Source organism: Streptomyces sp. NPDC004327 (assembly GCF_042873935.1).
Lineage (GTDB): Bacteria > Actinomycetota > Actinomycetes > Streptomycetales > Streptomycetaceae > Streptomyces.
This window is the reverse complement of the sequence record NZ_JBIAME010000002.1, coordinates 832,982-859,468: the sequence shown is the minus strand read 5'-3', so window position 1 is coordinate 859,468 and position 26,487 is coordinate 832,982. Positions and strand designations below refer to the sequence as shown.

Here is a 26,487-nt window from a genome sequence, read left to right as displayed (position 1 = left end):
TACAGGAGCCGATGTGTCCGCAGTCGCACCCGACGGACGCAAGATGCTGCGCCTGGAGGTCAGGAACAGCCAGACCCCCATCGAGCGCAAGCCCGAGTGGATCAAGACCCGGGCGAAGATGGGACCGGAGTACAACAAGCTCCAGGGTCTCGTGAAGAGCGAGGGCCTGCACACGGTCTGCCAGGAGGCGGGCTGTCCCAACATCTTCGAGTGCTGGGAGGACCGCGAGGCGACCTTCCTCATCGGCGGCGACCAGTGCACCCGCCGCTGCGACTTCTGCCAGATCGACACCGGCAAGCCGCAGGCCCTCGACCGTGACGAGCCGCGCCGCGTCGGCGAGTCCGTCGTCACGATGGACCTGAACTACGCCACCATCACCGGCGTCGCCCGCGACGACCTGGAGGACGGCGGCGCCTGGCTGTACGCGGAGACCGTGCGCCAGATCCACCAGCAGACCGCCGAGCGCGCCGCCGGCCGCACCAAGGTCGAGCTGCTCGCGCCCGACTTCAACGCGGTGCCGGAGCTCCTGGCGGAGGTCTTCGACTCCCGCCCCGAGGTCTTCGCGCACAACGTCGAGACGGTGCCGCGGATCTTCAAGCGGATCCGCCCCGGCTTCCGCTACGAGCGCTCGCTCGACGTCATCACCCAGGCCCGCGACTACGGTCTGGTCACGAAGTCCAACCTGATCCTCGGCATGGGCGAGACCCGCGAGGAGATCAGCGAGGCCCTCCAGCAGCTGCACGAGGCGGGCTGCGAGCTCATCACCATCACGCAGTACCTGCGCCCGTCGGTCCGGCACCACCCCGTGGAGCGCTGGGTCAAGCCGGACGAGTTCGTGGAGCTGAAGGAGGAGGCCGAGGAGATCGGCTTCTCCGGTGTGATGTCGGGCCCGCTGGTCCGTTCCTCGTACCGCGCGGGCCGGCTGTACCAGCAGGCGATCGAGCGCCGCGGCGCGGTCGACAACGCCACCCAGGCGGTCTGAGCCGCCCGAGCCGTCCGCTCTCGTGCGATGGGGTCGTCCGTATGCCGTACGGACGACCCCATCAACGTTTCATCAGTGTTTGACCGATGAGTCACGTCCTGGTAACACCAGTCTGTGAGGCTGTACTCACTCATCGCCACCAAGCGCTCACGGAGGCACACGCCCATGCAGGCCGCGCACATCCGAGCCCACGCGCTCCCCTCCGTCACCGACGCCCTCAGGGCCGTCGAGACCCTGCTCCTCGCCCGTGGCCACCGCACCGCCCGGCGCAACGCCTGGACGTCCGTCCTGGAGGACCGGCGGCACGCGAAGGACCGCGTGGAGGCCCAAAACGTGATGGAGGCCGTGGCCTGCCGCACATCCCGGGCCACGTAGACTTCTGGACATGGCGAGGAAGGCAAACACGGGCGGCGCTGACGCCGCCGCGAACCCCGGGCGACTGAAGCAGATCGCCCTCACGTACAAGATGACCCGGAAGGCCGACCCCAAGGTCGGGCTCGTCGTCGCGGGCGTGGGCATCGTCGTACTCGGTGTCCTCCTCGGAATCGGCTTCGCGATCGGTCACCCGGTCTACCTGGGCATCCTCGGTTTCGTCCTCGCGTTCCTGGCGATGGCGATCGTCTTCGGCCGGCGCGCCGAGAAGGCGGCCTTCGGCCAGATGGAGGGCCAGCCCGGCGCCGCCGCGGCGGTCCTGCAGAACGTCGGGCGCGGCTGGACCGTGACCCCGGCCGTGGCGATGAACCGCAGCCAGGACGTCGTGCACCGCGCGGTCGGCCGGGCCGGCATCGTCCTGGTCGCCGAGGGCAACCCGAACCGGGTGAAGTCGCTGCTCGCGGCCGAGAAGAAGAAGATGGCCCGGATCGTCGTCGACGTGCCGGTGACCGACATCGTCGTCGGCAACGACGAGGACGCCGGCCAGGTGCCGCTGAAGAAGGTCCGCACGAAGATGCTGAAGCTTCCGCGCGTCCTCGCCGGCCCCCAGGTGACCGCGGCCAACGACCGGCTGCGGGCGATGGGCGACCTGATGAGCAACATGCCGCTGCCGAAGGGCCCGATGCCGAAGGGCATGCGGATGCCGCGCGGCGGAAAGATGCGCTGAGCCCGCGCGACGCGTGCGCACGACAGCGAAAGGCGCCCCGGACCAGATCGGTCCGGGGCGCCTTTCGCTGTCGTGCGCACGACGCGCGGAGGCCGTACGGCGGTCGTGCGGAGGCGGCCGTACGGCGGTCGCGCGATGACCTTGCGGCTGTCGTATACGAGTCAGACGCGGAGCTGGACGGCGCCGGAGAGGCGGTCGTGCAGGCCGCGCCCGTCGCGGTCCCAGATGAGCGCCGGGAGGGCGAGGCAGACGAGGGCGGAGCGGAGCACCCCGCGGAGCGGGTTCAGCCGGCCGCCGCGCACGGAGACCACGCGGAGGCGGAAGAGCAGCTTGCCGGGCGTGGCACCGACGGTGCCGACGGTCAGCGCGCTCAGCACGAACAGGATGAGCACGGCCCAGTTGCCGGTCGACTGTCCGTAGTGATGGGTGATGAGACCGTATGCGATCAGCATGCAGAGCGCCCAGTCGACGGCGAGGGCGCCGATCCGGCGGCCGGGGCGGGCGATCGAGCCGGGCCCCTCCTCGGGCAGACCGAGCTGCTGCCCGCGGTAGCCGAAGTCCACGCCCGCTTCTTCGGCCGCGGCGCGCGGGCCGGAGAGCCATGATCCGAGTGCTTGCCTGTTGTCCACCCGACCACGGTACTGCGCCCGTTTTTGATCACTTCGGCCTGGGTGGGCGGGGTGCGCGCGGCCGCCGGGAAGGCCTCGCGATGCCCCCGGCCCGGTTAACTTCGACGAAACAAATGGGTCATGCTTGAGAAATGCCGCCTGCCTATGGTCGGGTCCAGCGTGAGCCACCGCACTGGCCGCACGACGACCGAGCTGCAACCCCGCCCCTCCCCGGGCCGGGAGTAGGAGGAGTTGGATGTCCGAGAAGCACGGGTTCCAGAACGCCGACGAGGTCAACAAGTTCATCAAGGACAACGACGTCAAGATGGTCGACGTCCGGTTCTGCGACCTCCCGGGCGTGATGCAGCACTTCACGATCCCGGCCACGGCCTTCGACCCTGCGGAGGAGCTCGCCTTCGACGGTTCGTCGATCCGCGGCTTCCAGGCCATCCACGAGTCCGACATGGCGCTGCGCGCCGACCTGTCGACGGCGCGCGTGGACCCCTTCCGCCGCGACAAGACGCTCAACATCAACTTCTTCATCCACGACCCGATCACGGGCGAGCAGTACAGCCGTGACCCGCGCAACATCGCGAAGAAGGCCGAGGCGTACCTCGCCTCCACCGGCATCGCCGACACCGCGTACTTCGGCCCCGAGGCCGAGTTCTACGTCTTCGACTCGGTGCGCTTCGAGACCTCCGCGAACCAGGGCTTCTACCACATCGACTCCGAGGCCGGCGCCTGGAACACCGGTGCGGAGGAGAACAACCGCGGTTACAAGGTCCGCTACAAGGGCGGCTACTTCCCGGCCCCGCCGGTCGACCACTTCGCCGACCTGCGCTCCGAGATCTCCCTGGAGCTGGAGAACGTCGGCCTCCAGGTCGAGCGCCAGCACCACGAGGTCGGCACCGCCGGCCAGGCCGAGATCAACTACAAGTTCAACACGCTGCTCGCCGCGGCCGACGACCTGATGCTCTTCAAGTACATCGTGAAGAACGTCGCCTGGCGCAACGGCAAGACCGCGACCTTCATGCCGAAGCCGATCTTCGGCGACAACGGCTCGGGCATGCACGTCCACCAGTCGCTGTGGTCGAACGGCGACCCGCTGTTCTACGACGAGACGGGCTACGCGGGCCTCTCGGACACCGCCCGCTACTACATCGGCGGCATCCTCAAGCACGCCCCGTCGCTGCTCGCCTTCACCAACCCGACGGTGAACTCGTACCACCGCCTGGTCCCGGGCTTCGAGGCCCCGGTCAACATGGTGTACTCGCAGCGCAACCGCTCCGCCGCCATGCGCATCCCGATCACGGGCTCGAACCCGAAGGCCAAGCGCGTCGAGTTCCGCGCGCCGGACCCGTCCTCGAACCCGTACCTCGCCTTCTCGGCGCTGCTCCTCGCGGGCCTCGACGGCATCAAGAACAAGATCGAGCCGCTGGAGCCGATCGACAAGGACCTCTACGAGCTCGCCCCCGAGGAGCACGCGAGCGTCCCGCAGGTCCCGACCAACCTCGAGGCCGTCCTCACCGCCCTGGAGGAGGACAACGAGTACCTGCAGGCCGGCGGCGTCTTCACCTCCGACCTGATCGAGACCTGGATCGACTACAAGCGCACGAACGAGATCGCGCCGATCCAGCTGCGCCCGCACCCGCACGAGTTCGAGCTCTACTTCGACCTCTAAGCCGCGGATTCGCACCGAAGTCGCACCGAAGGCCGCCGCCCCGCACGGGGTGGCGGCCTTCGCCGTGTGCCCGCCCGCCCGCTCGCCCGCTCGCCCGCTCGCCCGCCCGTATGCGACAGGAGTGCGAACAGGTGACGAACTCTCGTAGGTACCTACGAGTACCGGTTTCACCCTCCGCGACCGATCGCTAACGTGTCGTCGTCGTGGCCGCCACACCCGGAGCACAGGGCTCCGCTGGGACTAGTGGCGCGATGAGGATTTGCCGAACGTGACTCAGGCGGCACTTGCCCCTGTGGAGACGCTCAGACTTCAGCCGTATACGGACCACTGCCGCGTCATCGCCGACGAGGGCGCGCACGTGGTCATCGGCGTCTCACCGGGGAACAGCTATTTCACCGCCCAGCGACTGCGCGACCTGGCGCGCTGGGGGTTGGACCACTTCGAGAAGGTCGACTTCGTCCACACGGATCTGCACGTGGCGGAGATGTACGAGGCGCTCGGCTACGGGGCCGACGAGGCGCGGCGGAAGGCCGTGAAGAACCTGCGGGGGGTGCGGGCGAAGGTCGCGGCCGCCGTGGCGGACGTGGATCCCGGCGGGCGGCGGCTGCGGTCGCGCGGGATGTCGGAGTTCGGAGGGATCCCGGCGTACCGGGAGCTGCACCGGCAGGTGCTCGCGGCGGTGGCCGGGGACGCGGTGGTGCGGGACACGTGCGACGCGCTGACCGGGATCTTCCTGAAGGGGAAGGTCGATCCGGGGCAGGAGATCACCGCGCGGCAGCGGGAGGTGTGCCGGGCGTACATCTGCGCCGAGGTGCCGCTGTTCCTGGACACGCCCGCGATCCTCGGGGTGCCCTCCTCGCTGAACTGCTACCACCAGGCGCTTCCACTGGCCGATCTGCTGTACGCCCGGGGCTCCGGGCTGCGCGCCTCGCGCAACCAGGGCCACGGCATCGTGACGCCCGCGCCCATGCCCGCCGGCACGACCGCCGACGTCGAAGGAGATCCGCGATGAGCACCCTGACCGCGCGCGAGCCGCGCGCCTTTCCCTTCGACTGGAACGGGACCCGGCTGCCCGCCGAGCTGGACGCGCTGCGCGCCGCGCCCGTGACGAAGGTGCGGACGATCGCCGGCGCGGACGCCTGGCTGGTCTCCTCGTACGCGCTGTGCAAGCAGGTCCTGGAGGACCCGCGGTTCAGCCTGAAGGACACCTCGGCGCCGGGGGCGCCTCGGCAGTACGCGCTGACGATCCCGCCGCACGTCGTGAACAACATGGCCAACATGACCGGGGCCGGGCTGCGCAAGGCCGTGATGAAGGCGCTCAACCCGAAGGCGCCGGGCCTGGAGGAGTGGCTGCGGGCGCGGGCGGGGTCGCTGGTGGACGCCCTGCTGGCCGAGGGGGCGCCCGCGGAGCTGCGGGGCGGCTTCGCCGATCCGTTCTCGGCGGGACTGCACTGCCGGATGCTGGGCATCGCGGAGGAGGACGGGCCGCGGCTGCTGCGGAGCCTGGACGTGGCCTTCATGAACGCGCCGCGCGAGATCGAGGCGGCCCGGCTCCACTGGGACCGGGACATCGCGTACATGACGGAGCGGCTCGACGATCCGACGACCGGCGGACTGATGGCGGAGATCGCGGCGCTGCGCGGCGACCCGGAGTACGCGCATCTGACGGACGAGATGCTGGCGACGGTCGGCGTGACGCTGTTCGGCGCCGGGGTGATCTCGACCTCGGGCTTCCTGACGATGGCGCTGGTGTCGGTGCTGACCCGGCCGGACGTGCGGGAGGCCCTCGCCGGCGGCGGCGGGCGGGTCGCCGGGGCGATGGACGAGCTGCTGCGGGTCAACCTGTCGATCGGGGACGGGCTGCCGCGGCTCGCCCTGGAGGACGTGCGGCTCGGGGACGTGGACGTGCGGGCGGGTGAGCTGGTGCTCGTGCTCGTGGAGGCGGCGAACCACGATCCGGCGCACTTCGAGGACCCGGCCGTCTTCCGGCCGGACCGGGAGAACGCCGCCGACCATCTGTCGTTCGGCGGCGGCCGGCACTACTGCCCGGCGACCGCGCTCGGCAAGCGGCACGCCGAGATCGCCCTGGAGACGCTCCTGGAGCGGCTGCCCGGACTGCGGCTCGCGGTGCCGGTCGAACAGCTGGTGTGGCGCACCAACTTCATGAAGCGGCTGCCCGAACGGCTGCCCGTCGCCTGGTAGGCGCGCGCGGAGGCGGCGGCGAGGCGCCGAGGACGCGCTGAGGTGCGCCGCCCGGTCCCGGGCTCATGGCCCGGGCCGGGCGGCGCCGTTGCCCGCCTCGGTCAGCGGCCGTAGCGGATCAGGGCGCGGACCATGTGGCAGGTGGTGTCGGACGGCGGGTGGATGCCGAGCTGGGCCGCGGTCGTCCGTATCCGCGCGTTACTGGCCCGGGACGGCAGATAGACGCCGGCGTCGAGCATGGCGATGGCCAGGCGCATGGCCTTCAGCCGGCGGTTGTGGGTGACGTACCACTCGCGGGGGCGGCCCGCGGGGAGCGGCTGCTTCCGGAGGGGCGCGAAGGGTTCGATGGACGGTGTCCTGAGCGTGGCTACGGCCATGGGCGACCTCCTGACGAACGGGGGTGGGGGCCCTCCCCGGGACCCTCACCTTCACCCACGATTTTACTGGCCCCCACTGACAATCGTCCCTGGCCAGCCCGGCTTTGACGGGGTCTTTGACGGCGTCTTTGCGGGCTCTCCAACGGGGTCTTTGACGGGGTCTTTGACGGTACGTTGGAGGGCATGGAGATCTGGATCAACCCCGCCTGTTCCAAGTGCCGCAGCGCACTGACCCTGCTGGACGCCGAGGGCGCCGACTACACCGTGCGCCGCTACCTGGAGGACGTGCCGTCGCCGGACGAGATCCGGGCCGTGCTCGACCGGCTCGGCCTGGAGCCGTGGGACATCACCCGGACCCAGGAGGCCGCGGCGAAGGAGCTGGGCGTCAAGGACTGGCCCAGGGACGCGGCGAACCGCGACCGCTGGGTGGCGGCGCTCGCGGAGCACCCGAAGCTGATCCAGCGCCCCATCATCACCGCCGAGGACGGCACGGCCGTGGTCGCGCGCTCCGAGGAGGCCGTGCGGGACGCGCTGTCCCGCTGACCGTCAGCGGAAGTGGCGGGCGATCCGGGCGTGGGTCTCCGGCGAGGCCGCGTCCGGGAGCGTGAAGTGGGTCGCGTCGGGCAGGATCGCCGTCTCCACGCCGGGGACGGCGGCCCGGGCCCGGCGCTCCACCGCGCGCGGGTCGTGGACCCGGGTCCGCCCGGCGAGCAGGACGAGCGTCGGCCGCGTGAGCGCGGCCAGCCGGGCCGCGCCGGGAGGCCGGCCGGTCACGGGCCGCACGGTCGGGAACTCCGCCCCGCGACCGTACAGTTCGCGCCAGTCGCGGTCGATCGCCACGCCGCCCGCCTCCCCCGCCGTCCCGGGCCTCCCGGACTCCCCCGTCTCCCAGTCGAGGAGCGCGGTGTTCCGGGCCGGGGTCGGGCGGAGTACGACCGGCAGGGCGCGGAGCAGGAAGCGCGGCGAGAAGCGGGTGAAGCAGTTCGTCGGGTCGAGCAGGGCGAGCCGGCCGACCCTGGCGGGGGCGGCGAGCGCGTACTGAAGGGCGATCCACGCGCCGTAGGAGTGGCCGACGAGCCCCACCTTGCCGGTGGGCGGGATGCCGAGCGCGTCGAGCAGGGCGTCGAGCCAGCCGATGAGGTCGGCGGCGCTGCGGATCGGGCGCCGGGCGTCGGGGACGCTGCGGCCAGGCTGGCCGACCAGGTCGACGGCGTGCACCCGGTGGGTCGCGCCGAGCGCCGCGGCCGTCGCGTACCAGCCGGTGGCGGTGGCGCCGCCGCCGGGCAGCAGCAGCACGGGCGGGGCGTCGGCGGGGCCGTGGCTGATGACGAAGGTGGCGCCGTAGGGAGTGGGCAGGGTGGTGGTCGTGGTGCCGTGCGGCCAGTGGGCGAGGACGGCGTCATAGGCGAGGCCGAAGGCTTCCCGGGACATGGCACGGATCCTCTCGCTCGGCGATAATCTCGTTGAGCGAGATAATAGAAGGGAAGGCGGGACACCTCCATGGTGGAGTCGGAAGAGTTGCGGATCTTTCATCTACTGCGCGCGGTAACCGTCGAATTCGGCCTGCGCCAGGCCGAGTTCGCCGCCCGCAACGCCATGCACCCGACCGATGTGCGCGCCCTGATCTGCCTGCTCGACGCGGAACGGGCCGGCACCGACGCCACCGCGGGCCGGCTCGGCGCCCAGCTCGGCCTCAACTCCGCGGGGACCACCGCCGTCATCGACCGCCTCGAACGCCTCGGCCATCTCGCCCGGGTCCGGGACGAGCGCGACCGGCGGCGGGTGCTGCTGCGGGTCGAGGACTCGGCGAAGGAGCTCGGCCGGACCTGGTTCGGTCCGCTGATCGACGGCACGGTGAAGCTGCTCGGCGACTTCGACGCCCACGAGTCGGAGGCGGTACGCCGCTTCCTCACCGGCGTACGGGACCTGATGGCCACCGGATCCCCGGCCCCGCCGGAAACCGGGGGCGCCGGCGGGACCCGGGACACCGCCGGCGCCCCGGACTCCCCGGACACCCCAGGCGGCCCGGACGCCCTGGGCGGCGCGGACACCCCGGACGCCCCGGGCGCCCCGGACGCCCCCCAAGCCCGCTAGGCGCTCGCCGCCGTCGTCTCCGCCTGTCTCTCCGCCTCGGCCAGGATCTCCGTGATCCGGGCCCCGAAGCGCACGTCGCAGGCGTGGGGCTCGCCCGTGCGTATCGCCTTCAGCAGGGCGTCCACCGCGCTGCCGAAGGCGCCGAGGGCGCCGTCCCAGCCCGGCATCGTCGCCCGGCCCCGCTCGCCGTACAGCGACAGGGCGGCCTCGGAGGCGGCGGGCGGGGCGCTGAGGGTGAGGGTGGCGGTGCTGCTCGCGCCCGAGGCGTGGCGCAGGACCAGGTGGCGGGTGTCGGCCGGGCCGGCGACGCAGCTCACCGAGGTGACGTCGCCGAGGACCGGGAGGTAGACGGAGAGGACGTGCGGGCCCACGTCCCACAGGCCGCCCTTCTCGCGGCGCCACGGCGAGGCCGCGTAGGCGCTGTCCGAGCCGGGGCCGAAGAGGGAGCCCAGCCAGTGGGCCTCGCCGAGGAACCAGCCGCCGGCCGCCGCCTGCTCGTCGATCCAGCGGGCGGTGGGCTCCGCGAATCCGAGCGTGCAGAAGACGATCGACGCGACCCCGGCCGCCGTCACCTCGTCGGCCAGCTTCCGGGCCGCGGGCGCCGACGTCGCCACCGGCTTGTCGAGGATCACATGGCAGCCCGCGGCGGCCGCCCGGGCCGCCATCGGGGCCTGGACGTCCGGCGGCAGGGCGATCGCTATCGCGTCGCTCGCCGCGAACAGCGCGTCCACGTCCTCGTAGGCCCGGGTGCCGGACGCGCCGGCCAGCGCGGCCGCGGCCTCGGGCCGCCGGCCCCACACCCCGCTGAACTCCACGCCCGGGTGCGCCGCGAGCGCGGGCGCGTGCGTGCGCCCGGCCCAGGGGCCGGTGCCGAGCAGACCGATACGGGGCTTCGAGCCCGGGAGCTTCGTCATGCCCCTCAGTCTGCCGGGCCGCGCCCCCGCCCGGATCCGGGATCACCCGCAGACGCCCCCGATCCGGCCCGGAGCGCACGCTCCGGGGCGCCCCCGGCGCGTTAACGGAGGAAGGCTGAGTAACACGGGGTTCACAATCGGGCAACCGACGGGAAATGCCATGTTGCGAAGCTGCGCTCAGACGACACCGCCACCGCAGCTCTCGCCCGTCGCGAGCCGCCGCCGGCACCCGCAGCACGCCAAAGGATGAGGCACGTGACCTTCAAGGCTGAGTACATCTGGATCGACGGCACCGAGCCGACCGCGAAGCTCCGTTCGAAGACGAAGATCATCCCCGGTGCGCCGCTGCCCCTGGAGGAGCTGCCGATCTGGGGCTTCGACGGTTCCAGCACGAACCAGGCCAAGGGCCACGCCTCGGACCGCGTCCTCAAGCCGGTCTTCGTCTGCCCCGACCCGATCCGCGGCGGCGACGACATCCTCGTGCTGTGCGAGGTCCTGAACACGGACATGACGCCGCACGAGTCCAACACGCGTGCCGCGCTGGCCGAGGTGTACGCCAAGTACGCCGCGCAGGAGCCGATCTTCGGCATCGAGCAGGAGTACACCTTCTTCGACGGCGAGCGTCCGCTCGGCTTCCCGGTCGGCGGCTTCCCGGCGCCGCAGGGCGGCTACTACTGCGGTGTCGGCGCGGACGAGATCTTCGGCCGTGACGTCGTCGAGGCGCACCTGGAGAACTGCCTCACGGCGGGCCTGGGCATCTCCGGCATCAACGCCGAGGTCATGCCCGGCCAGTGGGAGTTCCAGGTCGGCCCGCTGGCGCCGCTGGAGGTCGCCGACCAGCTGTGGGTGGCTCGCTGGCTGCTCTACCGCACCGCCGAGGACTTCAAGGTCACCGCGACCCTGGACCCGAAGCCGGTGAAGGGCGACTGGAACGGTGCCGGCGCGCACACCAACTTCTCCACGAAGGCGATGCGCGAGGGCTACGACGCGATCATCACCGCGTGCGAGTCGCTGGGCGAGGGCTCCAAGCCGCTCGACCACGTGAAGAACTACGGCGCCGGCATCGACGACCGCCTGACCGGTCTGCACGAGACCGCCCCGTGGGACCAGTACTCCTACGGCGTCTCCGACCGCGGCGCCTCGGTCCGCATCCCCTGGCAGGTCGAGCAGGACCAGAAGGGCTACATCGAGGACCGCCGCCCGAACGCCAACGTCGACCCGTACACGGTGACCCGCCTCCTGGTGGACACCTGCTGCGAGGCGCTGGAGAAGGCCGGCCAGGTCTGATCCGCCCGTTCCCGGGCCGTTCTTCCGAAGGGGCGTCCGCCGTACCACGCGTACGGCGGGCGCCCCTTCGGCGCCCCTCGGCGCCGCATCCGCGACGCATCCGCGACGCATCCGTGAGACATCGGTGAGACATCCGTGAGACAGGGGGTGAGACAGGGGTGCCCAGCCCGTTTCCCTCCTGGTTTAATAGGGATATGGCCCGCATCCAGAACGACACCGCTTCGAGGCGCTTCGACCTCGAGCCGTTCTGGCCTTCCCGGCAGCACCACGACTTCGACCGGTGCTGTCGGCGCGTGAGGAACGCGTCGGCCCTCTAAAGCCCGATCGGATCCGATATCCGGTCGCTCTGGCCTTCGGCCGACGCGCAGGACACATGACGCATGACGTACGACGTCCACCGTCCTCGTGACTCGCGCGAAAGAGCTGAGCTTTCATGGCCCATACCCAGGCTGTCGCCGCCTCCCCTCTGACCACCCCGCTCCGCCCTCGTCTGCGGGCCGTCGCGCCCGACGAGGTCGCCGGTCTCGCACGGGTGGCCGAGTATCTGCCCCCGGGTGCCACGCTGTTGCCGGCGCCGCCGCACACGCTGCCGACGCTGCCGGGACGGCCGCCGATGGTCGGCTATCTGGTGCTGCTGCCCGCCGATGAGCAGCCCCCCGCCTCCCCCGCCGCCGAGCACGGGCCGGTGGCGATCGACAGCGTGCAGCGCATCGCGCGCGTCGACGGGCAGGCGCTGGACCTCACGTATCTGGAGTTCGAGCTGCTCGCCCATCTGGTCGCGCATCCGCACCGGGTGCACACGCGCGACCAGTTGGTCACGACCGTCTGGGGCTACGGGCACGTGGGCGACGGCCGGACCGTCGACGTGCACGTGGCCCGGCTGCGCCGGAAGCTGGGCGCCGAGCACCGCCACACGATCCAGACCGTGCGGCGGGTCGGCTACAAGTACACCCCCTGATCAGACCCCGATCGAGACCCCGATCCAGACCACGATCCAGACCTCGATCGGGCCTGGATCCAGGCCCGATCAGGACCCGATCAGGACCCGATCAGGCCTCGATCAGGAACCCGGTCAGGCCCGCGACCTGGTCCTGGCGGCGAACGCCAGGACCAGGTCCACGGCCAGGAACGCCACCAGGCTGAGGCCCAGCAGCGGCACGAACCAGCCCACCAGCGCCGTCGCCGCGAGCAGCGGCAGCAGCAGCGCGGGCGGGACGCGGCGCCAGGTGCCGCGGGCGATCGGGCGGCCCCAGCGGCCCTGGCCGCGCAGCCACCACATGCGGTAGCCCCAGACGATCAGCAGGACGAGGGCGAGCGCGAGGGCGGCGAGCGCCAACTGGTTGAACAGGCCCAGGAAGACGCCGGTGTGGGCGTCGATGCCGTAGCGGGTGAGCTTCGCGAGCAGCGGGTAGTCCGCGAAGCGGAGCTCGTCGAGGACGGTGCCGTCGGCCGGGTCGAGGGCGACGGAGTCCAGCTCGACCGGGAACTGCTTGTCGGTCTCCTTCACCACGTAGCCGTTGCCCTCGGCCGGCAGCACGACGGAGATCGACGGGCTGTCGATGCCGGCCGCGCGCGCCGCGGCGACGGCCCTGTCGACGCCGATGTCCGCGCCCCGCGCCGGAGTCGGCGGCATCGCGTGGTGGCCGGTGTGGCCCGCGTGCTCACCGCCGGAGCCGGCGCCGCCCGCCGTCACGCCCGCCGACAGCGCCGGGGTCGCGCCGCCGAGCCCGTCCTGGACGGCGCCGATGCGCTCGCCCGCGTACGTCGACCAGGTGAGTCCGGTCGCCGAGAGCGCCACGAGACCGGCCACCGCCCACAGGCCCACCGCGCCGTGCCAGGAGAGCGTGCGGCGGCGGGACCTGGGGCCGCGCTCGGGCAGGAGGAGGGCGCGGCGGTGCTTGCGGCGGCGGCCCAGCCAGAGCAGCAGGCCGCCGAGGGCGATCACCCACAGCCAGCTGGCGGCCAGTTCGCTGTAGAGACGGCCCGGTTCGCCCAGGCGCAGATCGCGGTGGAGCCCGTCGATCCAGGTGCGCAGCGGGAGCGCGCCGGTGCTGCCGTAGCTGGGCAGCTGTCCGCGTACGGCGCCGGTGTAGGGGTCGACGAAGACGGCGAGCGAGGTGCCCTCGGGCGCCTCGGGGTCGGCCATCAGGACGCGGGTGGTGGCGCCGGGTTCGGCGCCGGGCCAGACGGCGGTGACGGTGCCGTCCGGGTTCGCGGCCCGGGCGGCCGCGACCTGCCGGGACAGCGGCAGGGCCGAGGCGTCCTCGGGCACCGGGACTTCGAGTTCGTGCGCGTAGAGGAGCTTCTCCGCCGGGAACGAGAGCGCGTACAGCAGTCCGCTGACGGCGGCCACCAGGAGGAAGGGCGCGACGAGCACGCCCGCGTAGAAGTGCAGGCGCAGCAGGAGCGGGCGCAGAGCGGACCAGCCGCCGCGCGGGCGTGGTCCGGGGGCGTCCGGAGCCGTTTCCGGGCGCGCGAGGTCGTCGATGGTCATGACGGTCCTTGGAGTGGTGTCGTGTCGTGTCGGATGTCGACATGGGGAAGCGGCCCCCGGTCGGTCGACAGTCGTCAGACGGTGCGGGCTCCGAGGGCCGTGGCGCGGGGTGCGGACAGCCGCGGCGGGCCACGCCGGGGCACGGCCTGGGCGAGGAGGACACCGCGCAGGACGCGGGCGGGCGTGCGCGGGCGTACGGGACGCGGCGGCGGCGGTACGGGGACGAGCAGGCGCACGACGGCGAGCGCGACCCGCAGCGGGGCGAGGGCCAGCGCGCCGGCGGTCCGGGCGAGGGCGAAGAGCGCGGCCTCGCCGCGGGCGAGCCAGAGGCCGCAGGCCAGGGCGGCGAGGACGTGCACGGCGAGCATCCCGGCGCCGGAGCCCATGCCGGAGCTCATGCCCGCATGCACGGCCGAGCCCGTCCCTGAGCCCATGCCGGAGCTCATGCCCGCGTGCAGGGCCGTTGCCGTCCCGGCGCCCATGCCGGAGCCCGCGCCGGCGCCCATGGGCATCGTCATGCCGGGCATGTGGGCCATGGACCCGGCCATGGACCCGGCCATGGACCCGGCTCCGGCCGCCGTGCCGGCCGGCTCGCCCGCCCCGAAGAGCAGGTGCAGCGCCCCCTGCACGGCCGCCAGGCCCGGCACGAGGACGGCCGGGCCACGGCGCCGGCCCGCGGCGGCCCAGGCGAGGACCGTCGTCGCGGCGAAGGCGGCGAGCAGGGAGGAGACCGGGATGGAGTGCGCGGACATGGACGAATGGCCCACCGCCGCCAAAGTGACGCACACCGCCGCGAAGAGTGCGGCTCGCAGGGCGCGCAGCGGCGAGCGGGGGTGCGTCATGGTCAGATCATCGTGTCATCCCGCCGCGGGCCGGACGAGACCGCCCTCCCCGCCCTGCGGTCGCCCTCGCCCTCGGTCGCGGTGCGCGGGGATGTGGGGGACATTCGATGCGTAAACGCTTCCGGAAGGTCCGCGCCGCCAGGAGGGGTCGCCGCATGCCCGCCATTCCCGCCGCCACCGTCGCCAATCTCCGGGATCTCGGCACGCTCCCGCTCGGCGCGGGGCGCAGTGTGCGCGAGGGGCTCGTGTTCCGGTCGGCGCAGCTGGACCGGCTGGAGGCGGACGATCCGGTGGTGGCCCGGCTCGGGATCCGTACGGTGGTCGACTTCCGGACCTGGGCGGAGCGGGCGGAGCGGCCCGACCGGCTGCCGGCGGGGGCGCGGCCGCTGGTCGCGGACGTGCTCGCCGACTACCTCGCGACCAGCGGGCTGCCGCCCGCCGCGCGCCTGAAGACGCTGCTGTCCGATCCGGCGCTCGCCGAGGAGCACCTGGGCGGGGGCCGGGCGCGGGCGGCGTTCACACGGACGTACCGGGCGTTCGTGAGCACGGACTCGGCGCGCGCCTCCTACCGGGCCTTCCTCACCGCGCTGGGCGATCCGGCCGCCGGTCCGGTGCTCTTCCACTGCACGGCCGGGAAGGACCGCACCGGCTGGGCGGCGACCGTGCTGCTGTCGCTGCTCGGGGCGGACGAGGAGACGGTGCTGACCGAGTACCTGGCGGTCAATCCGGGGGTGCGGGAGGCCTTCGCGCCGCTCATCGAGGGCTTCACGCTGCAGGGCGGCGACCCGGAGCTGGCGCTCGCGCTGCTCGGGGTCGTGCCGGCGTATCTGGAGGCGGCGCTCGACGAGGTCGCGGTGCGGCACGGGACGATGGAGAAGTACGTGCGGGAGGGGCTCGGCGTGCCGGACGAGGTCATCGGTGTCATCCGCGAGCGGCTGACGGTGTACGCCGCCTGAGGGGGCGCCGTGACGCCTCCGGGCCGGTCCGCCGGGGTGACCATCGCACGATTCGCTCGTTCTGCTGAACGTGAGCACCCAGGAACTCGCCCCCGCTCCCGTAGACGTCGAGCACGCCGAGGCCGCTCTCGTCGAGCACTATCCGCGGCTCGTCCGGATCGCCTATCTGGTGCTGCCGGCCTCGCTCGGGCGCAACCGCCGGGTGCTGACCGCGCACGCGCTGGTGCAGCGCTCGCTCCCCCGCCGCCGCACCTCCACGGCCTCCGGAGCGGCCGTGCCCGGCGCCCGGCGGGCTTCGGAGGACGCGGTCGATCCCGGGTACGCGTACGTGCGGGGCGAGGTGCTGCGGCAGGCGCTGGTCGCCGGGCTGCCGCTGCGGCGCCGGGCGCTGCCGCGGCGGGCGCAGTTCCCGCCGCTGCTGCCGCACGTGTGGGGGCTGCGGCTCTTCCCGCGGGCCGGCGGCGCCGACGAACTCGCCCTGGACCAGCGGCTCTCCGCGCTCTCCGGCCCGGCCCGGGCGGCGTACGTGCTGCGCGGTCTGGAGCGGCAGGGCGACCCGGAGGTGCTGCGGGCCCTGGCCGCCGCCGGGGCGGCGGATCCCGCGGCGGCGCTCCGGGAGGCCGATGGCGTCGAGGCGCAGAACGCGCTGCTGGACTCGCCCGAGTTCGACCCCTGCTCGCTCCAGGCCCGGCCGACGGACCTGATGCGTCGCCGCCAGCACGGCAGGGCGGCGCTCGCGGCGGCCGCGGCGGTCCTGGTGTGCGGGGCGCTGCTCGGGCCGCCGGGCGTCGGCTGGGGAGGAAACGGTGCCGCGGCGCCGTCGTACGCCCGTAATCCGGCGGCCGAGGCGGCGCTCGACCCGGCCGGTCTGAAGCGGGTCGGGCCGGCCGACTGGCGGAGCTCGGCCCGTACGGACTTCTCCGTGTGGCCGGCCCGCGGCGAACTCGTCGGCGACTCCGCCCTGTTGCGCCGGGCGCTCGCCGTCTGGGCCAGGCCCGGGCCGGACGTGCGGGCGTCGGCGACGCCCGGCACGCCGCCGGGGCCGCCGATGGGACCGGCCCAACTGCTGTTCGCGGGGCGGGTCGACGCGGCGCGCGTGGTCCTCTTCCACGACGGGCTGCGGGTGGTGCGGTACGCGGAGCCGGCCGACGGGGGCGACGGCGCGGCCCTCGACTTCGCGCGTACGGACGGTGCGGACGAGGCCGGTTCCGCGGCGCTCGTGGTGTCCCGGGCGGCGGGCAACGTCCGCTATCTGACGGCTCCCTGGGTGACGGAGGCGGCGGTGCGGGACCTCCTCGCGCCCGGCGGGGCGGCGCGGACGCTCGCCCGGGACGGGTACGGGGTGACGGAGCCGATCCCGAGTCCGGTGACGGCGCGGACGCCGGGCTGTGCGCGCTGGAGCGTGCTCCAGGTGCGGGACGGGGGCGCCGTGCGGGTGCTGTCCGATCTCGGCGAGCTGGCCCCGGCCCGGCTGACGTCCGGCCCGCCCGGGCACGCCGCCGACGTGACGGGCGCGGCCGCTCGGGAGCGGTGGGCGCGGGTCGCCTGCCAGCTGGGCGCGGTGCGGTCGCACGGGGTGCGGTCGGTGAACGCGTGGGCCTACGCGACGCAGCGGCTGCCGGAGGGGGCGGGGAGCGCGGAGTGGGTGTGCGCGCGGGCCGAGACGTGGCGGGGCACGGGGAGCCGGAGCCTGGCGCTGTTCCGTGCGGCGGGGACGATGCGGGGGGCGGTGCTGGCGGCGCGGTCGGAGGGGTCACCGGCGTGCGGGCCGCGCGAGCCGAGGGTGCTGGCGGGGGTGGTGTGGCAGGCGCGGAGCGGGGGGTGGTGGGTGCTGGCGGCGGGGTCCGAGGACGTGGCGTCGCTGGAGGTGACGGGGGCCGTGCGCGGGCGCGCGGAGGGCCATGTGCTGGCCGTCAGGGCGGCGCGGGGCAGCCGGGCCGATCTCAGCGGGACGCTGGAGGACGGGACGCGGGTGGGGGCGCTGCGGTAGCCCGCCCCGGTGGGCCCGCGCGGGGCGCACCTCGGGTGTGCCCGCGCGGGGCGTACCTTCACGGAAAATCCTCCTGCGCGACCTCTGGCCGTCTCGCTTACCGCTCAGTACATTGACGCCATGTCTAATACGCAGCCTGCACCGGTGGCGTCGGAGCACATCGAGCTCAAGGCCCGCAAGGTCTCCTTCGACTGGGAGGACACCCCGCTCCACTGGGTGCCCGACGACCCGTTCACCACGCACACCATCAACGTGCTGCACCTGCTCCTTCCGGCCGGTGAGCGCTGGTTCGTGCACGTGTACAAGCAGGTGTTGCCGTACATCACCGACGAGCGGCTGCGGGCGGACGTCATCGGGTTCATCGGGCAGGAGGCGGTGCACTCGCAGGCGCACGACGACGTGCTGCCGCACCTGCGCGCGCTCGGGCTCGACCCGACGCCGTACACCGCGCAGGTGGACTGGTTCTTCGAGAAGCTGCTCGGGGACCGGACGCTGCCGCCGGGGCGGGCGCGGCGGTGGTGGCTGATGGAGCGGGTGGCGCTGATCGCCGCGATCGAGCACTACACGGCGTTCCTGGGCAACTGGGTGCTGAACGCCGACGAGCTCGACCGGGTCGGGGCCGACCCGGTGATGCTGGACCTGCTGCGCTGGCACGGCGCGGAGGAGGTCGAGCACCGGTCGGTGGCGTTCGAGCTGTTCCTGCACCTGGACGGCGGGTACCGGCGGCGGGCCCGCACCTGGGCGCTGGCCTTCTCCGCGCTGGTGTTCATGTGGCAGCGCGGCGTCCGCTTCTTCATGGAGAACGACCCCACGATCCTCGGCGCCAAGCCGAGCGTCGGACAGTTCGTGCGCAAGGGCCGCGAGGGCGTGCTGCCGTCGACGCCCGACATGCTGCGCTCCATCCCCCGCTACCTCAGCCGGGCCTACCACCCCACCCAGGAGGGCAACACGGCGCAGGCCGCCGCCTACCTGGCGAGCTCCCCCGGCGCCAACGGAGGCCGTCACTGATGCCCGGGCTCCGCACCGTCGTCCTTCTCGCCGGGGGCGCGCTGCTCGTCCGCCGTGCGCTGCGGCGCCGGGTCAGCGCCTCCCCGCTGTGGCCGCTGCCCGCCCTGGAGGAGCCGGTCTCCGGCCACGGCAGCCGGCTGGCCACCGTCACCCGCCGCGTCGTGGTCGCCGCGCGCACCGAGCCCGCCGAGGGCGTGGCCGAGCTGCGCCTGGAGGGCGCGGGACTGCCCGCGTGGCAGCCGGGCGCGCACATCGACCTCGTCCTGCCGTCCGGGACCGTGCGGCAGTACTCGCTGTGCGGCGATCCGGCCGACCGCGGCGGCTACACGATCGCGACACGGCTGATCGAGGACGGCCGCGGCGGCTCGCGCGAGGTGCACGAACAGCTGCACGTGGGCACGGAGATCGAGATCCGCGGGCCCCGCAACCGCTTCCCGCTCGCGCCCGCGCCCGCGCCCGCCTACGTCTTCGTCGCGGGCGGCATCGGGATCACGCCGGTCCTGGCGATGGTCCGCGCGGCGGAGGCGGCCGGGGCCGACTGGCGGCTGCTGTACTGCGGGCGCAGCCGCGCCTCCATGCCGTACGCGGACGAGGCCGAGAAGCTGGGCCGGGGGCGGGTGAGCGTCGTCCCGGAGGACACCGACGGGCGGCCCGACCTCGCCTTCCTCGGCGCGCTCCCGGCCGGGACGGAGGTCTACTGCTGCGGGCCCGAGGGGCTGATGGACGCCGTGTCCGCCGCCGTGCCCGAGGGACGGGCCCCGCACCTGGAGCGCTTCTCCGCCACCCGGACCGAGGGCGGGACGGCGTTCGAGGTCGAACTGCGGCGCACCGGGCGCACGTTGACGGTGGCGGCCGACCAGTCGGTGCTGTCCGCCGTGCGCGAGGCCGTGCCCGGCGTCCTCTACTCCTGTCAGCAGGGGTTCTGCGGGACCTGCCAACAGCGGGTCGTCGAGGGCGAGATCGACCACCGCGACGAGCTGCTCACGGACGCCGAGCGGGCGGACTCGATGCTGATCTGCGTCTCGCGCTGCGCCGGCGAGCGGCTCGTCCTGGATCTCTAGAGCGAGACGCTCACGGCAGGATCCAGTCGAAGGCCAGGGTGGCGATCAGGCCGCCGCCCAGGAGCCAGGAGGCAAGCCGCGTACGGCCGTTGCGGGAGAGTTCGATCACGATCCCGCAGAGGATCATGGCGAGCCCGTACACGCCGACGACGAGCACGGACGTATGGGCCGCCAGGCGCACCACGAGGACGACGCCGAGCACCACGAGCAGGACCGATCCGACGACGATCCGCAGGAGCCGGGCCTGCCTCGGGGTGAGACCGGTCGACTCGTCCCGCGTATCGGACGGGTCCGGGGTGCCCTGCTCAGAAGCGCTCATGTGGCGGGAGCGTAACGGACTCCCGTTAGGCTGTTCGCATGACGACCGGAGTGCGCCGCAGGATGGGCGTCGAGGAGCGCAAGCAGCAACTCATCGGGGTGGCCCTGGAGCTGTTCAGCCACCGCTCCCCCGACGAGGTCTCCATCGACGAGATCGCCGCGGCCGCGGGCATCTCGCGGCCGCTCGTCTACCACTACTTCCCCGGCAAGCAGTCGCTGTACGAGGCCGCGCTGCGGCGCGCGGCGGACGAGCTGGCCGCCCGCTTCGTCGAACCGCCGAAGGGCCCGCTCGGCGCGCGCCTGCTGCGCGTGATGGGCCGGTTCTTCGACTTCGTCGACGACCACGGGCCGGGCTTCGCCGCGCTGATGCGGGGCGGCCCGGCGGTCGGCTCCTCGACGACCAACGCGATGATCGACGAGGTGCGGCAGGCCGCGTACGAGCAGATCCTGGCCCACCTGGACGTCGACAAGCCCTCAGCGCGGCTCGAACTGGTCGTCCGTTCCTGGGTGTCGCTCGCCGAGTCGACGGCGCTGCTGTGGCTGGACGGGCGCCGGGTGCCGCGCGAGGAGCTGGAGCTCCAGCTCGTGCACGACTTCGCGGCGCTCGCCGCCGTCAGCGCCGCGTACGACCCCGACATGGCGGAGATCCTGGTCCGGATGCTCGCCGACGAGCCGGCCGACGGGCCGTTCGGCGACCTGGTGGGCCGGCTCCTGGCCCTCGTGCCCGGGATCCCCGGTCAGGGCCCGGGTCAGCCCTTGGCGTAGGACGGGTCGAGGTCGCGGACCTCGGCCGACAGGCCCACGCCCTCGGTGTCCTTGAGGTAGCGGGGCAGCAGGTCGAGGACGGCCGCCGACAGGCGGGCCTTGGCCTCGGGCGTGCGGCCCGGCAGCAGGGCGATGTCGACGTGGACGAGGGCCGGGGCGCCGGTGCCGTCGCCGGTCACGGTCTCCTCGATCTCCCGGAAGCTGGTCACGCAGGCGGCGAGGCGCGCGTCGACCGTCTCCACGACGATCGGGTGCAGCGCGAGGGCGAAGCCGCGCCGGTCGAGGGGCGCGGAGTAGTCGACGGTGATGTGGGGCATGGCCGGGCTCGTTCCTGCTGGTCCTGATGGTCCTGATGGTCGCAGACACCTTTACGGTGATCGCCGCGAGCGCACAAGTGACCTTCCGGCAGGCGGACGGCCGGGGCCTCGACGTTCCGGTGCGGCTGCCGCGCCCGGACGGGCCGGGGGCACGGCAGCCGCAGCGGCTCCCGCCGCTAGCGCGCCGTGAAGACGGCCACCGTGCGGGCCGGGACCGTGAAGGTGCCCGAGGCCGGCTCGTACGAGGCGGTCCTCACCACCGCGTCCGCGCCCGCCGCCTGCACCGGGTGGAGGCGGTACGCCGTGCCCGCCAGGCCCGCGACGGTCTGCTTCTGCTCCTGCGGGGTGGCGTTGAAGACCACGACCAGGTCGCCGAGGCGCATGGTGATCACGCCCGGGGTCTCGTCACGGCCGGACAGCGGGAAGGAGAGCGCGTCCTGAACCTGTCCCGCCGTGGCGAGCGAGAAGGCGGGCTCGGTGCGGCGGATGCGCAGCAGGTCGCGGTAGGCGGCGGAGGTGCCGTCGATCTCCGCGCAGCCGGGCCGCAACGAGGCCAGGGGCAGCAGCGGCTTGGCGTAGGGCCACTTGGCCTTGTTGTCGGCGGCCGGCGGGAGGCCGCGGCCGAAGCCGTTGCCGTCGCGGCAGTCCCAGTGGATCGCGTTGAACCAGTCGCCGCTGTCGAACGAGTTGCGGTCGAGCGACTTCGAGCGCAGCAGGTCGGTGCCGGCCTGGGAGAGCGCAGGGCCCTGCGAGAGGGTCGTCGTCGCCAGGGCGAGGAGCTGCATCCTGGCCCGGTCGGCGGCCGTCGTGCCCGCCGGCAGCTTGAAGGCGAGGGCGTCGTAGAGGCTCTCGTTGTCGTGGGCGTCGGCGTAGGCGAGGGCGTCGCCGGGGGCGGCGGCGTAGCCGGCCGGGGCGCCGTTGTAGTCGACCTCGGAGCCCTTGACCGTGCGCCCGGAGGTGTCGGTGAAGGAGTACGAGGCGAGGCTGCCGGAGAGGCCGACCTTGATCAGGTCCTGGTAGTGGAGCAGCCGGGCCTTCTGCTCGGCCGGGGTGCCGTTGGCGCCCGAGGTGTTCGGGTCGGTGTAGAGACCGGAGGCGAAGCCCTGGATGCCGGGGTCCTCGTCGAAGGGGCCGCCGCCGCGGACGGCGTCGCGGGCCCGGTCGGAGAAGGTCGCGATGCCCGTGCCGGCCATGTTCTTCTGGGTGGCCTGGACGAAGCGGGCGTCGTCGGCGATCTCGCCGAAGTTCCAGCCCTCGCCGTAGAGGACGATCGCCTTGCCGTCGACGCCGTCCTTCTCGACGGTCAGCGCGTCGAGGGCCTTGCGGACGGCGAGGATGTTGGCCTTGGGGTGGTGGCCCATGAGGTCGAAGCGGAAGCCGTCGACCTTGTACTGCCTGGCCCAGGTGACGACCGAGTCGACGACGAGCTTGCCCATCATCGCGTTCTCGGGCGCGGTGTTGGCGCAGCAGCTGGAGGTGGCGACGGAGCCGTCGGCCTGGAGGCGCTGGTAGTAGCCGGGGACGATCCGGTCGAGGACCGACTTGTCGGACTGTCCGGCGGCGACGGTGTGGTTGTAGACGACGTCCATGACCGTGCGCAGACCGTCGCCGTTGAGGGCCTGGACCATGCGGCGGAACTCGACCGTGCGGCGGGTGCCCTCGGGGTCGGTGGCGTACGAGCCCTCCGGCACCGTGTAGTGCAGCGGGTCGTAGCCCCAGTTGTAGGCGTCCTTGGCCGCGGCGGCGGTCACGCATGCCTGCTGCTCCGCCGAGTCGGGGGCGTAGACCTTGAGGTCGCAGGCGGGCGTGGTCTGCTCGGACTTCTTCTCGGGGACCGTGCCGAGGTCGAAGGCCGGGAGGAGGTGGACGTAGGAGGTGCCGGCGGCGGCCAGGTCGCGCAGATGGCGTGAGCCCGCGCTGCCGGTGTCGGTGAAGGCGAGGTAGGTGCCGCGGTCGGCGGCGGGCACGGTGGTGTCCGCGATCGAGTAGTCGCGGATGTGCAGTTCCTGGATCTGCGCGTCGCGCAGCGGCACGGCGGCCGGCTTCCTCAGGCCCTGCCAGCCCTGGGGCGCGAGCTTCGGGTCGGCGAGGTCGACGACGAGGCTGCGGGCGGAGTCGGTGGTGAGGGCGGTGGAGTACGGGTCGGTGACCCTGTTCTCGACGAGCTTGCGGACGCTGGGCGCCCAGACCGTGACGGCGTACCGGTACGGCTTGCCCGCCCAGGTCCGCGGCCCGGTGACGGACCAGACGCCGGAGGCGGCGTCGCGGCGCATCGGGACGGTCCTGCCGTCGAGTTCGAGGGCGACGGACTGGGCGGTCGGCGCCCACACGGAGAGGGTGGGGCGGCCGCCGCGGAACACCGGGCCGAGGTCCTTGCGCGTGGCGTCGGCCGCGTACAGGTCGTCGAGCACGCCCGCCGTCTGCACGCCGGTGGCGGCGAGCAGGGCGCCGTTGGCGGCGCGCTGGGTGGCGAGGAGCTGGCCGCGCAGCGAGTCGCGGACGCGGTCGGCGTCGCGCGGGTCGACGGTGAAGGCCGGGTAGTCCTTGAGGTGCGGGAAGCGGGCCTTCTGGGCGTCGGTGAGGGTGGCCGGGGCGAGCCGGAGCCAGCGGCCCTCGTCGCTCAGGGCGCCGTCGGTGACGGTGATCCCGCCGCTCGCCGTGCCCGCCGCGTAGACCAGCTGCTCGCTGGTGGAGTCGGTCGCCTTGACCTTCCAGACGACGGTGTTCCGGTCGATCCACTGCGCCTCGGCCTTGCCGAGGTCGAGGTTCGGGGTGCCGCCGGTCTGCGGGAGGAGGTACGCCGGCTGCCCGGCGAGCAGCCACACCTCGTGGCCGAAGGTGCCGAGGTCGAGGGACTGATCGGTGGGCAGGTCCTTCGCGTCGCCGTTGTGCACGATGTACGAGAGCGAGCTCGCGCCCTCGGCCAGCGGCACCTCGTACACGGCGCCGTAGGCGTCGAAGCGGGTGGGCGGCAGCGGCCGTGACCAGTCGGTGGGCCGGGCGGCGCCGGTCCACAGGTGCAGGCCCCAGCCGTCGTAGTTCCCGTCCGGGCGCTGGTAGTGGATGACGGCCTTCGCCGTGTCCTGCGGGGCCGGGGCCGGGTCGGTGTCGGACTGGCCGCCGGCGCCCTCGGTGATCCAGACCTCGCCGGTGCGGGCGAGGGCGATGCTGCGCTGCGGGCCGTCGGCGGCCCCGTCCTTCTCGACGGTGTACGGAACGGTCGACGCGCCCTCGGGCACGCGCACCCAGGCGAAGGCGCCGTGGGCGTCGCGGCCGGTGAAGGCGGCTTCCTGGCCGGCGGCCTTCAGCTTCCAGCCGTCGTAGTCGCCGTCCTGGCGCCGGTAGTGCACGACGGCGTAGGCGCGCTCGACGGCCACCGGCTTGTCGGGGGCCGGCGGCGCGCCGGACGTGGAGGCGGCGAGGGCGCTGGCGGTGCGCCCGGCGGCGTCGACGGCGACGGCCTTGTAGCGCAGGGCGGTGCCGGCGGGGGCCGTGAGGTTCTGGGTGACCTTGTAGGGCGCGTGGTCGGCGGTGCCCAGCGTCTTCCAGGGGCCGGTGCCGATCTGGGCGGCGAAGACGACCCGGTTCAGGCCGCCGCCGGAGACGTCGGCGGTGAGCTCGACGGTGCCGGTGGCGCCGGCGGCCGGGGCCTTCAGCCGCACGGTGGGCGCGGTGGCGGGGGCCGGGAGGGGCGCGTCGGCCTTGAGGACGAGGGAGGAGAGGGCCGGGACGGTGACGGTGATCCTGCCGTTCTCGGCGGCGACGGCGCCCTGGCCCCCGTACAGGGTGCGGAAGTTCGCCGAGTCGACGGGCACGGTGACGGTCTTCGGTCCGGTCGCGCTGTTGGTGGCGACCAGGTACTCGGTGCGCCGGCGGGCGTCCGTGCGGGAGAAGGCGTAGACGGAGCCCTCGGCGTACCGCTCCTGCTGCACGCCGTCGCGCAGCGCCGGGTTCTCCCGGGTGAGCCGGGAGAGCGCGGCGATCGAGCGGTAGAGGGGGTGGCCGGTGTCGTAGGCGTCCGAGGCGTGGGTGCGGTCGGTGCCGAGCTGGTCGTCGTCGAGGTAGTCGGCGACGCGGGAGGCGAAGAGGGTCTGGCGGGCGTCCTTGTCGCCGCCGGCGCCGGTGAAGCCCTGCTCGTCGCCGTAGTAGACGACCGGGTTGCCGCGGCTGAGGAACATCAGCTCGTCGGCGAGCCGGGCCCGCTGGAGGAGTTCGGCGTCGGAGGCGTCCGGGTGGTCCTGCTTGAGGAAGGTCCCGATGCGGCCCATGTCGTGGTTGCCGAGGAAGGTGACCTGCTCGTAGGCGTTGGCCTTGTCGGTGGTGTAGCGGTAGTCCTCGGCGAAGACCTTCGCCAGGCGGTCGGCGCCGGCGCCCTGGGAGGCGTAGGCGCGGGCGGCGTCCTGGAAGGGGAAGTCGAGGGTGGCGTCGAGCCGGCCGCGGGTGACGTAGGGGGCGGTGACGGCGGGGTCGGCGGAGTAGACCTCGCCGAACATGAAGAAGTCCGGCCTGCCCCGCTTCTTCGCGTAGGCGTCGAGCGCGGTGGCCCACTGGGTCCAGAAGTCCAGGTCCACGTGCTTGACGGTGTCGATCCGGAAGCCGTCCACGTCGAAGTCGCGGACCCATGTCTCGTAGATCCGCTTCATGCCCTCGACGACCTCGGGGCGTTCGGTCCACAGGTCGTCGAGCCCGACGAAGTCGCCGTACTCGGCGGACTCGCCGGCCCAGGTGGAGTCGCCCCGGTTGTGGTACATCGTCGGGTCGTTGAGCCAGGCCGGGACCTTGGCGTCGGCCTTCTCCGGCGCGACGACCGGGGTGTACGGGAAGGAGTCCGCGTCCACCTTCCCGATCCGCTGCCGGTCGTCGAAGGGGCGGCCGCTGGTGTCGAGGTAGGGGTAGGCGCCCTTGGGGCGGTAGCCGTACTTCTTCTCGGCGTAGTCGACGGTGTCGGCGGTGTGGTTGGTGATGACGTCGAAGAAGACCTTCATGCCCTTGGCGTGGGCGGCGGCGATCAGCTTCCTCAGGTCCTCGTTGGTCCCGAAGTGCGGGTCGACCTGGGTGAAGTCGGTGATCCAGTACCCGTGGTAGCCGGCGCTGGCGTCCTTGCCCTCGCCCTGCACGGGCCGGTTCTTGAAGATCGGCGCCATCCAGATCGCGGTGGTGCCGAGGCCCTTGATGTAGTCGAGGCGGTCGGTCAGCCCCTTCAGGTCGCCGCCCTGGTAGAAGCCCTTGTCCGTCGGGTCGAAGCCGGTGGCGGTACGGCTGCCGGTGAGGCCGCCGCGGTCGTTGGCCGGGTCGCCGTTGGCGAAGCGGTCCGGCAGCACGAAGTAGAACTGCTCACGGGTGAGGTCGTGGCGGGCGGGCGTGGCGGCGAGGGCGCGGTCGGAGGGCGGGGCGGGGGCCTGCGCCGCGGCCGTCGCCGTCGCGGGGACGGCGGGCACGAGCGCGGCGCACAGGGCGGCGGCCAGCGCGACCGCCGTTCTCTTGCGAATCAC

General features: G+C 73.2%; 23 protein-coding genes and 1 pseudogene. 15 read left to right on the top strand and 9 right to left on the bottom strand.

The window, feature by feature from the left end; translation table 11 throughout:
* Positions 1-13: 13 nt before the first annotated feature.
* The 3 genes from lipA (at position 14) to ACFYU9_RS10020 (ending at position 2,081) form a co-directional block, all read left to right on the top strand.
* Positions 14-982: a lipoyl synthase gene (lipA, locus tag ACFYU9_RS10030; protein ID WP_389205459.1), complete on the top strand. Its 969-nt coding sequence runs from the start codon at positions 14-16 to the stop codon at positions 980-982.
* 165 nt (positions 983-1,147) lie between these two features.
* Positions 1,148-1,357: a hypothetical protein gene (locus tag ACFYU9_RS10025; RefSeq protein ID WP_389205461.1), complete on the top strand. Its 210-nt coding sequence runs from the start codon at positions 1,148-1,150 to the stop codon at positions 1,355-1,357.
* Between the two features lie 10 nt (positions 1,358-1,367).
* On the top strand, positions 1,368-2,081 hold the full coding sequence (locus tag ACFYU9_RS10020) for a DUF4191 domain-containing protein (protein WP_389205463.1): 714 nt from the start codon (positions 1,368-1,370) through the stop codon (positions 2,079-2,081).
* Positions 2,082-2,242: 161 nt separating this feature from the next.
* Here ACFYU9_RS10020 and ACFYU9_RS10015 read toward each other — a convergent pair whose 3' ends face one another.
* Complete coding sequence (locus tag ACFYU9_RS10015) at positions 2,243-2,710, bottom strand: RDD family protein (protein WP_389344045.1); 468 nt, start codon at positions 2,708-2,710, stop codon at positions 2,243-2,245.
* 235 nt (positions 2,711-2,945) lie between these two features.
* Here ACFYU9_RS10015 and glnA point away from each other — a divergent pair, with 235 nt between their 5' ends.
* The 3 genes from glnA to ACFYU9_RS10000 all read left to right on the top strand — a co-directional run bounded on the left by glnA (position 2,946) and on the right by ACFYU9_RS10000 (position 6,572).
* Positions 2,946-4,370, top strand: a complete 1,425-nt coding sequence (gene glnA, locus ACFYU9_RS10010; protein ID WP_389205468.1) for a type I glutamate--ammonia ligase — start codon at positions 2,946-2,948, stop codon at positions 4,368-4,370.
* A 292-nt stretch (positions 4,371-4,662) separates the two neighbouring features.
* On the top strand, positions 4,663-5,382 hold the full coding sequence (locus ACFYU9_RS10005; RefSeq protein WP_389344043.1) for a tRNA-dependent cyclodipeptide synthase: 720 nt from the start codon (positions 4,663-4,665) through the stop codon (positions 5,380-5,382).
* Positions 5,379-6,572, top strand: a complete 1,194-nt coding sequence (locus ACFYU9_RS10000) for a cytochrome P450 (RefSeq protein WP_389344041.1) — start codon at positions 5,379-5,381, stop codon at positions 6,570-6,572. Before ACFYU9_RS10005 ends, ACFYU9_RS10000 begins: the two co-directional genes overlap by 4 nt.
* A 101-nt stretch (positions 6,573-6,673) precedes the next feature.
* Here the strand turns inward: ACFYU9_RS10000 and ACFYU9_RS09995 are convergent, their stop codons facing one another.
* Positions 6,674-6,949 (bottom strand): hypothetical protein, encoded by a 276-nt coding sequence (locus ACFYU9_RS09995; RefSeq protein ID WP_389205474.1) that lies wholly within the window; start codon positions 6,947-6,949, stop codon positions 6,674-6,676.
* Positions 6,950-7,132: 183 nt separating this feature from the next.
* On the opposite strand from ACFYU9_RS09995, the gene ACFYU9_RS09990 reads away from it, so the two are divergent.
* Positions 7,133-7,492, top strand: coding sequence for an arsenate reductase family protein (locus tag ACFYU9_RS09990; RefSeq protein ID WP_389344039.1), 360 nt, complete (start codon positions 7,133-7,135; stop codon positions 7,490-7,492).
* 3 nt (positions 7,493-7,495) lie between these two features.
* Here the strand turns inward: ACFYU9_RS09990 and ACFYU9_RS09985 are convergent, their stop codons facing one another.
* Positions 7,496-8,380, bottom strand: coding sequence for an alpha/beta fold hydrolase (locus ACFYU9_RS09985; RefSeq protein ID WP_389344037.1), 885 nt, complete (start codon positions 8,378-8,380; stop codon positions 7,496-7,498).
* Positions 8,381-8,449: 69 nt separating this feature from the next.
* Here ACFYU9_RS09985 and ACFYU9_RS09980 point away from each other — a divergent pair.
* A pseudogene (locus ACFYU9_RS09980) lies at positions 8,450-8,899 on the top strand (MarR family transcriptional regulator); the annotation flags it as partial.
* 140 nt (positions 8,900-9,039) lie between these two features.
* On the opposite strand, the gene ACFYU9_RS09975 reads toward ACFYU9_RS09980, so the two are convergent.
* Positions 9,040-9,957 carry a Gfo/Idh/MocA family protein gene (locus ACFYU9_RS09975; RefSeq protein WP_389344035.1) on the bottom strand — a complete coding sequence of 306 codons (918 nt, stop codon included), beginning with the start codon at positions 9,955-9,957 and terminating at the stop codon, positions 9,040-9,042.
* Positions 9,958-10,212: 255 nt separating this feature from the next.
* On the opposite strand from ACFYU9_RS09975, the gene glnII reads away from it, so the two are divergent.
* Both glnII and ACFYU9_RS09965 read left to right on the top strand, forming a co-directional pair.
* Positions 10,213-11,244, top strand: a complete 1,032-nt coding sequence (glnII, locus tag ACFYU9_RS09970) for a glutamine synthetase (RefSeq protein ID WP_389205482.1) — start codon at positions 10,213-10,215, stop codon at positions 11,242-11,244.
* A gap of 433 nt (positions 11,245-11,677) precedes the next feature.
* The gene (locus ACFYU9_RS09965; protein WP_389205484.1) at positions 11,678-12,202 is read left to right on the top strand and encodes a winged helix-turn-helix domain-containing protein; all 525 of its coding nucleotides are present in this window, start codon (positions 11,678-11,680) and stop codon (positions 12,200-12,202) included.
* A 114-nt stretch (positions 12,203-12,316) separates the two neighbouring features.
* Here ACFYU9_RS09965 and ACFYU9_RS09960 read toward each other — a convergent pair whose 3' ends face one another.
* On the bottom strand, positions 12,317-13,738 hold the full coding sequence (locus ACFYU9_RS09960) for a PepSY-associated TM helix domain-containing protein (protein ID WP_389344033.1): 1,422 nt from the start codon (positions 13,736-13,738) through the stop codon (positions 12,317-12,319).
* Between the two features lie 74 nt (positions 13,739-13,812).
* On the bottom strand, positions 13,813-14,580 hold the full coding sequence (locus tag ACFYU9_RS09955) for a hypothetical protein (RefSeq protein WP_389344031.1): 768 nt from the start codon (positions 14,578-14,580) through the stop codon (positions 13,813-13,815).
* A gap of 155 nt (positions 14,581-14,735) precedes the next feature.
* On the opposite strand from ACFYU9_RS09955, the gene ACFYU9_RS09950 reads away from it, so the two are divergent.
* The 4 genes from ACFYU9_RS09950 to ACFYU9_RS09935 all read left to right on the top strand — a co-directional run bounded on the left by ACFYU9_RS09950 (position 14,736) and on the right by ACFYU9_RS09935 (position 19,595).
* Entirely contained in the window at positions 14,736-15,536 is an 801-nt protein-coding gene (locus tag ACFYU9_RS09950) for a tyrosine-protein phosphatase (protein WP_389344029.1), read from the top strand.
* Between the two features lie 70 nt (positions 15,537-15,606).
* Positions 15,607-17,526, top strand: a complete 1,920-nt coding sequence (locus ACFYU9_RS09945) for a hypothetical protein (protein WP_389344027.1) — start codon at positions 15,607-15,609, stop codon at positions 17,524-17,526.
* Between the two features lie 120 nt (positions 17,527-17,646).
* The gene (locus tag ACFYU9_RS09940) at positions 17,647-18,534 is read left to right on the top strand and encodes a metal-dependent hydrolase (protein WP_389205493.1); all 888 of its coding nucleotides are present in this window, start codon (positions 17,647-17,649) and stop codon (positions 18,532-18,534) included.
* A complete protein-coding gene (locus ACFYU9_RS09935; RefSeq protein WP_389344025.1) occupies positions 18,534-19,595 on the top strand; it encodes a PDR/VanB family oxidoreductase in 1,062 nt (353 codons plus the stop codon). The genes ACFYU9_RS09940 and ACFYU9_RS09935 overlap by 1 nt, the downstream gene beginning before the upstream one ends.
* 10 nt (positions 19,596-19,605) lie before the next feature.
* On the opposite strand, the gene ACFYU9_RS09930 is transcribed toward ACFYU9_RS09935, so the two are convergent.
* Complete coding sequence (locus tag ACFYU9_RS09930) at positions 19,606-19,914, bottom strand: hypothetical protein (RefSeq protein ID WP_389344023.1); 309 nt, start codon at positions 19,912-19,914, stop codon at positions 19,606-19,608.
* 38 nt (positions 19,915-19,952) lie between these two features.
* On the opposite strand from ACFYU9_RS09930, the gene ACFYU9_RS09925 reads away from it, so the two are divergent.
* A complete protein-coding gene (locus tag ACFYU9_RS09925) occupies positions 19,953-20,678 on the top strand; it encodes a TetR/AcrR family transcriptional regulator (RefSeq protein WP_389344021.1) in 726 nt (241 codons plus the stop codon).
* Here ACFYU9_RS09925 and ACFYU9_RS09920 read toward each other — a convergent pair.
* Together ACFYU9_RS09920 and pulA are read right to left on the bottom strand one after the other, a co-directional pair.
* Positions 20,663-20,995: a 5-carboxymethyl-2-hydroxymuconate Delta-isomerase gene (locus ACFYU9_RS09920; RefSeq protein WP_389344019.1), complete on the bottom strand. Its 333-nt coding sequence runs from the start codon at positions 20,993-20,995 to the stop codon at positions 20,663-20,665. The two genes, ACFYU9_RS09925 and ACFYU9_RS09920, sit on opposite strands and share 16 nt — an antisense overlap.
* Before the next feature lie 176 nt (positions 20,996-21,171).
* Positions 21,172-26,487 (bottom strand): pullulanase-type alpha-1,6-glucosidase, encoded by a 5,316-nt coding sequence (gene pulA, locus ACFYU9_RS09915; RefSeq protein WP_389344017.1) that lies wholly within the window; start codon positions 26,485-26,487, stop codon positions 21,172-21,174.